This is a genomic window from Lederbergia sp. B243.17, from assembly GCF_057657925.1.
The window spans coordinates 1-441 of the sequence record NZ_JBWBKF010000002.1 but is presented as its reverse complement, the minus strand read 5'-3'; the positions used below and the strand labels follow the sequence as shown (position 1 = coordinate 441).

The following is a 441-nucleotide window of genomic DNA, read 5'->3' as shown; positions in this document are numbered from 1 at the left end:
CTTCAGGAATCCAAAAAATGGTTCTACGTCGATTTTGCGTCTACGATAAATGGAACCCATTTCTTCTTCTGAAAGCTTCGCTCTCACATATTGTTTTTGCTTTTCCCATTTCTCATTCACCAGTACCTTTCGATGGTTTCCCTCTTTCGCTTTCGTACATGAGGTTCGGAATGGGCACTCTGAACAGTCATCACATTCGTAGATCTTAAACGTTCGTTGGAATCCGAATTTGTCTGTCCGTACCGAACGGTACTTAAATACGACTCGCTGCTGGATCGGGCAAGTATAGGAATCTGTTTCTGGATCATACGGCCAGTTGGCTGAGTTGAATTCATTTTGTTTGTATTTTCGCTTCCGCTCTTTCTGATACTGATTGTACGTGATGAGCGCCTCTCTTTCACGATTGGAGAGAATGTCATCATAATTCTGTTCACTGCCATA

General features: G+C 42.6%; 1 protein-coding gene. It reads right to left on the bottom strand.

The features are described 5' to 3' along the window. On the bottom strand, positions 1-441 hold a 441-nt coding region (locus AC0TWI_RS00040; protein ID WP_488124308.1), incomplete at both ends, for a transposase.